2 protein-coding genes are annotated in these 6,686 nt (G+C 76.0%); both read right to left on the reverse strand.

Going from position 1 to position 6,686, the window contains the following annotated elements; all coding sequences use genetic code 11:
* Positions 1 to 159 precede the first annotated feature (159 nt).
* A complete protein-coding gene (locus E4099_RS34805; protein ID WP_135338217.1) occupies positions 160 to 5,748 on the reverse strand; it encodes a type I polyketide synthase in 5,589 nt (1,862 codons plus the stop codon).
* Between the two features lie 46 nt (positions 5,749 to 5,794).
* On the reverse strand, positions 5,795 to 6,686 hold an 892-nt coding region (locus tag E4099_RS07825; protein ID WP_135338218.1), incomplete at its 5' end, for a phosphopantetheine-binding protein.

Below are 6,686 nucleotides of genomic sequence, written 5' to 3' on the forward strand. Positions count from 1 at the left end.
TCAGGCCAGTTCGGGTCGTGGCGCGGGGCGTTGGGCGGCGCGGGCACGACCGGGTCAGGTCCCGGCGCGGACACGACCAGGTCACCTCCTGGCGCCGGGACGACCGGGTCACCTCGCGGCGCCCGCACGACCAGGCCCCCCGGCGCCCGCACGATCGGATCACCCCGCGGCGCGGGGCAGGTCGCGGATCCAGTCGCGAACCACCGTCGCGGTGTGTTCCGCGTGTTCGCCGATCATGGTGCAGTGGTCGCCTGGCACCTCGGCGGACCGGTGCTCATGGGGCCACCGGGACCGCCAGGCCACGTCCAGGGGCGGCTCCTCGGGGTTTCCGGGGACGCAGGCCCGGGGTCGTACCACCAGGGTGGGGGCGGTGCCCGGCGCCGGCTCCCAGCCGCGGAACATGGCGCGGTAGGTGCCGATGGCGGTGAGGCCGGTGTAGTCCAGGGCGGCGAACGCCTTCCGGCGCACGATCACCTCATAGTTCATGGCCTTGCGCAGCGCCAGGGGCATGCTGGCCGGCAGATAGGTGTCCAGCAGCACCACGCCTTCGGGGTGCTGCGCGGTGGCCGCCAGCCGACTGCCGACCGCGTGGGCGAGCCAGCCGCTGGAGGAGTAGCCGAGCAGGACGAAGGGCCGGCCGTCGGCGCAGCGTACGGTGGCCTCGGTGAGTACCTCGAGCAGCACCTCGCGGGAGGCGGCCAGCGGCTCGCCGGGGCGGAAGCCGGGGATGGTGAGCACCGAGGTGTCGCAGAACCGGTCGAAGAAGCCGGCCAGTCGGCCGAACTGGATGGCGCCCTCGACGGGGGCGAAGGGCGGGAAGCAGATCAGGGCCGGCTGCTCGCCGGTGCCGCGGGACAGGCGGGCGAACGGGGTAGGGCCGGCGAGCTGCTCCAGGTCCTCGAAGGTGTCCCGCAGGCTGGCGGCCCCGGCCAGCAGGCTCTCGGCGTCCTTCATCTTGCCCAGCAGGGCCAGGCGCCGGTAGAGCGAGCCGAGGAGTTCGTCGGACTCCGGTACGGCCTGCGGGTCGACGGCCGGCGGCTGGTCCGCGGGGCCGTCCAGGGCCGCCGCCAGGTGCTCGGCGAGTTCCCCGGGGGTGTCGTGGTCGTAGATCAGGGTGCTCGCCAGGTGCACTCCGGTTGCCTCGGTGAGGCGGTTGCGCAGTCCGACGGCGGCCAGGGAGTCGAAGCCGAGTTCGCGGAACGGCCGGCCCGGGTCGACGGCCGCCGCGCCGCTGTGGCCGAGTTGGGCGGCGACCTCGGTGCGGACCAGGTCGAGCAGGACCGCGGACCGCTCGGCGGGCGGGCGGCCGGCCAGCCGGTCGCGCAGGGCCCGCGGGCCCTCCCCGGCCGGGGTGGGCCGGGCCGGCCGCTCCCGCGGTGGGGCCAACTCGCCGATCAGCGGCCGGGGGCGGGCGGCGGTGTAGCCGGCGGCGAACCGCGGCCAGTCGACGTCCGCCACGGTCACACAGGTCCGGTCCTCCGCCAGGGCCAGCCGCAGTGCCTCCAGGGCGGTCTCCGGTGCCATGGCCGGTACGCCGATACGCTCCAGTTGCGCGGTGGCGGCGCCGGTGGCCATGCCGCCGCCGGCCCACTGCCCCCAGGCGACCGCGGTGGCCGGCAGCCCCTGGTCCCGACGGCGCTGGGCCAGCGCGTCCAGGAAGGCGTTGGCCGCCGCGTACGCACCCTGACCCGCACCACCCCACACCCCCGCCGCCGAGGAGAACAGCACGAAGGCGTCCAACTCGTCGCAGCGGGTCAGCTCGTCCAGCGCCACCGCCCCGGCGACCTTGGCACCCAGGGTCTCGGTGATCTCCTCGGGTCGGGTGTCGGCCAGGGCCGCCGTCCCGGCCACGCCGGCCGTGTGCACCACCGCGCGCAGCCGCCAGTCCCGCTCCCGTACCCGCGCCAGCACCTTGGCGACCTCCGCCGGGTCGGTCAGATCGCAGGCGGCGGTCATCACCTCGGCGCCGGAGGCCTCCAGTTCGGTCCGGAGCCGGTCGGCGTCCGGTGCCTGAGGGCCGCGGCGGCTGACCAGCACCAGCCGTTCGGTGCCGGCCTCGGCCAGTCGGCGCGCCACCCGGCCGCCCAGCGCCCCCGTGCCACCGGTGACGAGCACCGTGTGCGGTGCCCGCCAGGCCGGGGCGGTCGGTACGGTGCCGCCGTCGGCGCCGTGCGCCCGGCGCAGCCGGCGGGCGAAGACCCCCAGCGGACGGACGGCCAGCTGGTCCTCGGGGGAGCGCGCGGCCAGGGCCCCCACCACGGTGGCCCAGGTGCGGGTGTCCCCGGTGGCCGGCAGGTCGATCAGGCCTCCCCAGCGGTCGGGGTGTTCCAGGCCGATCACCCGGCCCAGGCCCCACAGCGCGGCGCCCACCGTGCTGTCCAGTTCCTCGCCGAGCACCGACACGGCACCCCGGGTCAGACACCACAGCGGTGCTTCCTCCCCCACGTCCCCCAGCGCCTGGAGCAGGGCGACGGTCGCGGACACGGCGCGGGTGAGGCCCGCGGCGTCCTCGGTCTCCCCCGCGCCCAGCAGGGACACCACCCCGCTCAGGCCGCCGTCGCCGAGGCGTTCGGCGAAGCCCTCGCGGGTCGCGGTGGCGGGATCGGCCTCCAGTACGACCGTCTCGGCGCCGTGCCGGCCCAGCGCGTCCACCGCCTCGGCGAGCGGCCCGGCCAGGTCCCGCCCGGCCGGCGTGACCACCAGCCAGCGGCCGGGCAGCCGTGGCTCCGGTTCCGCGTCCGACCAGGGCTGCCAGCCGACCTCATAGCTCCACGAGCGCGCGGTGGCGGTCAGCCGCTGCCGGGTGCGCAGCTCCGCCAGGGCCGGCAGCAGCGTGCCCGCGGTGGCGTCCTCCGGCACGCCCAGGAGTGCGGCCAGCCCCTCCGTGCCGGCCTCCTGGACCGCCTGCCACAGCATGCCGTCGGCCGTCTCGGCCGGGTCCTGCTCGGGCCGCGGCGGGCTGGACGGCTCCTGCTCCGGTTCGAGCCAGTAGCGCTGGTGCTGGAAGGCGTAGGTGGGCAGGTCGGCCCAGCGGCCCCGGCCGCCGGTCAGCCGCGCCCAGTCCACCGGCACCCCGTGACCGTACGCCTGCCCGAGGGCGGTGGCCAGCTGGGTCAGCGGGTCCCTTCCCCGGCGCTGGGCCGCCACCGCGTGCACCCCTTCGGCGCCGGCGGTGCACTCGGCGACCATCGCCGTGAGTGCCGCGTCCGGGCCGATCTCCACGAAGGCCGTCACCCCCTTGGCGCGCAGGGTGCCGACGGCGTCACCGAACCGCACCGCCTGCCGCACCTGCCGCACCCAGTGGTCGGGGTCGCGCAGCAGCGCCGCGGTGGCCACCTCCCCGGTGCCGTCCGAGACGTACGGGATCACCGGGGCGCCGAACTCCACGGTGCGCAGCACCTCGCGGAGCGGCTCCAGCACCGGCTCCATCAGAGCGGAGTGGAAGGCGTGCGAGACCCGCAGCCGGGTGGAGCGCCAGCCGTGTGCGGCGCACCGCTCGGCCAGCCAGGCCGCGCCGGGTGCCGTACCCGAAACCACCACGCTCGCCGGGCCGTTGACCGCGGCGATCTCCAGCGGTCCCTCGGGCGCCGCCGGCAGGAGCGCCGCCACCTGCTCCTCGGGGGCTCCCACCGCGAGCATCGCGCCCCCGGTCGGCAGCCCGCCCATCAACCGTGCTCGGGCCGCGACGAAGGCCGCCGCGTCCGCCAGCGGGAACACCCCGGCCACATGGGCGGCCGTGATGCCGCCGAGCGAGTGCCCGGTGACGAAGTCGGGGACCGCGCCCCAGGACTCCCACAGGCGGTACAGCGCCACCTCGTAGGCGAACAGCGCGGGCTGGGCCAGCGCGGTGTCGTCCAGTCCCAGGTCCTCGTCCGTCCCCAGTAGGACCTCGCGCAGCGCCTGGGGCAGCACCGGGTCGAAGGCGGCGCACACCTCGTCCAGCGCCCGGGCGAACACCGGGCAGGCGGCGTACAGTTCCCGCCCCATGCCCCGGTACTGGGCACCCTGGCCGGTGAAGACCGCCGCCCACTTGGCGCCCTTGCGCACCCCCGTCCGGGCGGCGGTCACCGGCGCCACCGCCGCGGCGCCGTCCTCCCCGGCCAGTGCGGCCAGGCCCCTGGCCAGTTCCGCGGTGTCCCGGCCCCAGACCACCGCGCGGTGTTCCAGCGCCGCACGGCCGGCGGCCAGGGACCATCCGATGTCCTGGGCGGGCTCCTCGGGGCGGGCCGCCAGCCACTCCCGCAGCCGGGCGGCCTGTACCCGCAGGGCCGCACCGGTACGGGCCGAGAGCACCCAGGGCAGCAGACCGCCCAGGCCCGGTGCCGCCTCCTGGTCGCCGTGCTCGGCGACCTCCTCGGCGGGCGGGGCTTGTTCGAGGATCACATGGGCGTTGGTGCCGCTGATGCCGAAGGAGGAGATCCCGGCCCGGCGCGGGCGGCCCGGCTCCGGCCACGGGCGGGCCCGGGTCAGCAGCTCGACCCGCCCGGCCGTCCAGTCGACGTGGGGGGAGGGCGCGTCCACGTGCAGGGTGCGGGGCAGCAGCCCGTGCCGTATCGCCATCACCATCTTGATCACGCCGGCCACTCCGGCGGCGGCCTGGGTGTGACCGATGTTGGACTTCACCGACCCCAGCCACAGCGGATCGCGGTCCGCCTCGCGCCCCTGCCCGTAGGTGGCCAGCAGCGCCTGGGCCTCGATCGGATCCCCCAGGGTGGTCCCGGTGCCGTGCGCCTCCACCGCGTCCACCTCGGATGGCGACAGCCTCGCCTGCTCCAGGGCGGCCTGGATGACCCGCTGCTGCGAGGGCCCGTTGGGGGCGGTCAGCCCGTTGCTGGCGCCGTCCTGGTTGACCGCGCTGCCGCGCACCACCGCCAGCACCGGATGGCCGTTGCGCCGGGCGTCGGAGAGCCGCTCCACCAGCAGCAGGCCGACGCCCTCGCCCCAGCCCGTACCGTCGGCCGCCGCCGCGAAGGACTTGCAGCGGCCGTCGGAGGCCAGGCCGCGCTGGCGGGAGAACTCCACGAAGGCGGTCGGTCGTGCCATCACGGTGACACCGCCGGCCAGGGCCAGGTCGCACTCGCCGGTGCGCAGGGCGTGGCAGGCCCAGTGCAGGGCCACCAGCGAGGAGGAGCAGGCCGTGTCCAGGGTGACGGCGGGCCCTTCCAGGCCCAGGGAGTAGGCCACCCGGCCCGAGACCACGGACATCGCGCCGCCGGTGACCCGGTGGCCGTTGAGATCGGCCGTGCCGGTGTGCATCCCGCCCCCGTAGCCCAGGGCGGAGGCGCCGACGAAGACACCGGTGCTGCTGCGGCGCAGTGCGGTCGGGGCGATCCCGGCGCGTTCGACGGCCTCCCAGGAGGTCTCCAGCAGCAGCCGCTGCTGCGGGTCCATGGCCAGTGCCTCGCGGGGCGAGACGCCGAAGAATTCGGGGTCGAACTCCCCCGCGTCGTAGAGGAATCCGCCCTGGTCGGTGGTGGAGCCGCCGGCCCGTTCCAGCTCGCGGCCGTAGACGCGGTGCGGGTCCCAGCCGCGGTCGGTCGGAAAGCCGGCGATGGCGTCGGCCTCCCGGGCGACCAGGTCCCACAGCTGCTCCGGGGAGTTCGCCCCGCCGGGGAAGCGGCAGGCGATGCCCACGATGGCCACCGGCTCCCGGGCGGCCTCCTCCCGTTCCTGGAGCCGGTTCCTGGTCCGGCGCAGGTCGGCCGCGGTCTGCTTGAGGAAGTGGCGGAGTTTCTCTTCGTTGGACATGGCTGATGACCCCTTGTCGCCGGGATGCCTGAGGGTGGACCGCATGTCAGGAGATCCCGAATTCCTTGCCGATGATCTCGAACATCTCGTCGTCGGAGGCCCGGTCCAGGTCCTCGCCGGATTCCGGCTCGGCGGCCGGGTCCTGCCGGCGGTAGCGCGCCAGCAGTTCGGTGAGGCGGGCGGCGATCCGCTCCCGGTCGGCTGCCTGCGCGCCGGTGCCGGCCAGGGTCCGCTCCAGCTGGTCCAGTTGGTCGAGGACGGAGGGGACCTCGGGTGTCCCGGTGGTCTCCGGGCCGCCGAAGAGCTCCTGGTGGAGGTGTTCGGCGAGCGCCTGCGCGGTGGGGTGGTCGAACACCACGGTGGTGGCCAGCCGCAGTCCGGTGGTCTCGGTGACGCGGTTGCGGAAGCCGACGGCGGCCAGGGAGTCGAAGCCCAGTTCCCTGAAGGGCCGGTCGGGTTCGACGGTGGAGGGGTCCGCGTGGCCCAGTTGTACGGCGACCTCGGTACGGACGAAGTCCAGCAGCTCCCCGTGCCGCTCGGCCGGGGAGAGGCCGGCCAGTCGGTCCCGGAAGGTGTCGGGCCGCGCGTCCCGCTCCGTCCCGGCCGCCCGCTCGGGCGGCGCGGTGTGCTCCGCGGCCAGGAGTGAGATCAGCGGCCGGGGGCGGGCGGCGGTGTAGCCGGCGGCGAACCGCGGCCAGTCGACGTCCGCCACGGTCACACAGGTCCGGTCCTCCGCCAGGGTCAGCCACAGGGCCTCCAGGGCGAGTTCGGGATCCATGGCGGGCACCCCGATGCGGTCCAGGTGCTCCCCGGCGGCGCCGGTGGCCATGCCGCCGCCGGCCCACTGCCCCCAGGCGACCGCGGTGGCCGGCAGCCCCTGGTCCCGACGGCGCTGGGCCAGCGCGTCCAGGAAGGCGTTGGCCGCCGCGTACGCACCC

The sequence above is a fragment of the Streptomyces palmae genome, from assembly GCF_004684805.1.
Classification (GTDB): domain Bacteria; phylum Actinomycetota; class Actinomycetes; order Streptomycetales; family Streptomycetaceae; genus Streptomyces; species Streptomyces palmae.

Excerpts from the sequence above, each read along its gene's own strand:
- E4099_RS34805 (WP_135338217.1), bottom strand. The coding sequence starts at position 5,748 with ATGTCCAACGAAGAGAAACTCCGCCACTTCCTCAAGCAGACCGCGGCC.